Raw genomic sequence first — 713 nt, 5'->3', positions numbered from 1 at the left:
AATGAACACATCCACCAGCGAAGCTGGTGGTTGTCACTATGCGGGCATAGCCCTTTGTTCCTCGCGGACGCGTACAACGCGTAATACGATCTGCCAACTGCGTAAGGACTGCTACTTGCCGCCCGTAAACGGGCTGTTAGATGGGATTCTCAGTTGTTCTCCCATCTCGTCCTCTTTTAGTTGGTTCCTCACATACTCCGCAATTCGGCTCTCGTTTTTCCCTACTGTGTCCACATAGTACCCTCTGCACCAAAATTCTCGGTTCCGGTACTTGTATTTCAGCTCGCCGAATTGCTCATACAGCATTGTGCTACTCTTCCCTTTCAGATACCCCATAAAGTGCGATACTGACATTTTCGGTGGTATCTCTACAAACAGGTGGATGTGGTTGGGGCACGCTTCCGCTTCTATGATTTTCACCCCTTTCCACTCACATAACTGCCGCAGTATTTTTCCTATTGCTGCTTTCTTTTCTTGGTAAAATACTTTTCTACGGTACTTTGGCGCAAATACGATATGATATTTGCAATTCCATCGTGTATGGGATAAACTATTGATATCATTCAGTCCCATCTGAATGTCCTCCCTTTGCTATTGTTTGTGCAGTTGGCAGACCGCACTTCTATTATAGCAAAGGGAGTTTTTTTATCATTTTCATCGCCATAGGCTTTTTTGAACCACTCGCCTAGCGAGTGGTTTTCTTTATACAAAAA

The 713-nt window shown here is 45.0% G+C and carries 1 protein-coding gene; it reads right to left on the bottom strand.

The genetic code is table 11. The annotated features are described in order from the left end of the window. Positions 1–111 precede the first annotated feature (111 nt). Positions 112–573 carry an IS200/IS605 family transposase gene (gene tnpA / locus H6B51_RS17225; protein ID WP_162614482.1) on the bottom strand — a complete coding sequence of 154 codons (462 nt, stop codon included), beginning with the start codon at positions 571–573 and terminating at the stop codon, positions 112–114. Positions 574–713 lie beyond the last annotated feature (140 nt).

This window comes from Pseudoflavonifractor phocaeensis, assembly GCF_016901955.1.
In the GTDB taxonomy this organism is placed as follows: Bacteria; Bacillota; Clostridia; order Oscillospirales; family Oscillospiraceae; genus Flavonifractor; species Flavonifractor phocaeensis_A.
Note: the sequence above shows the minus strand (reverse complement) of the source record. Positions and strands in the feature narration are given on the sequence as shown.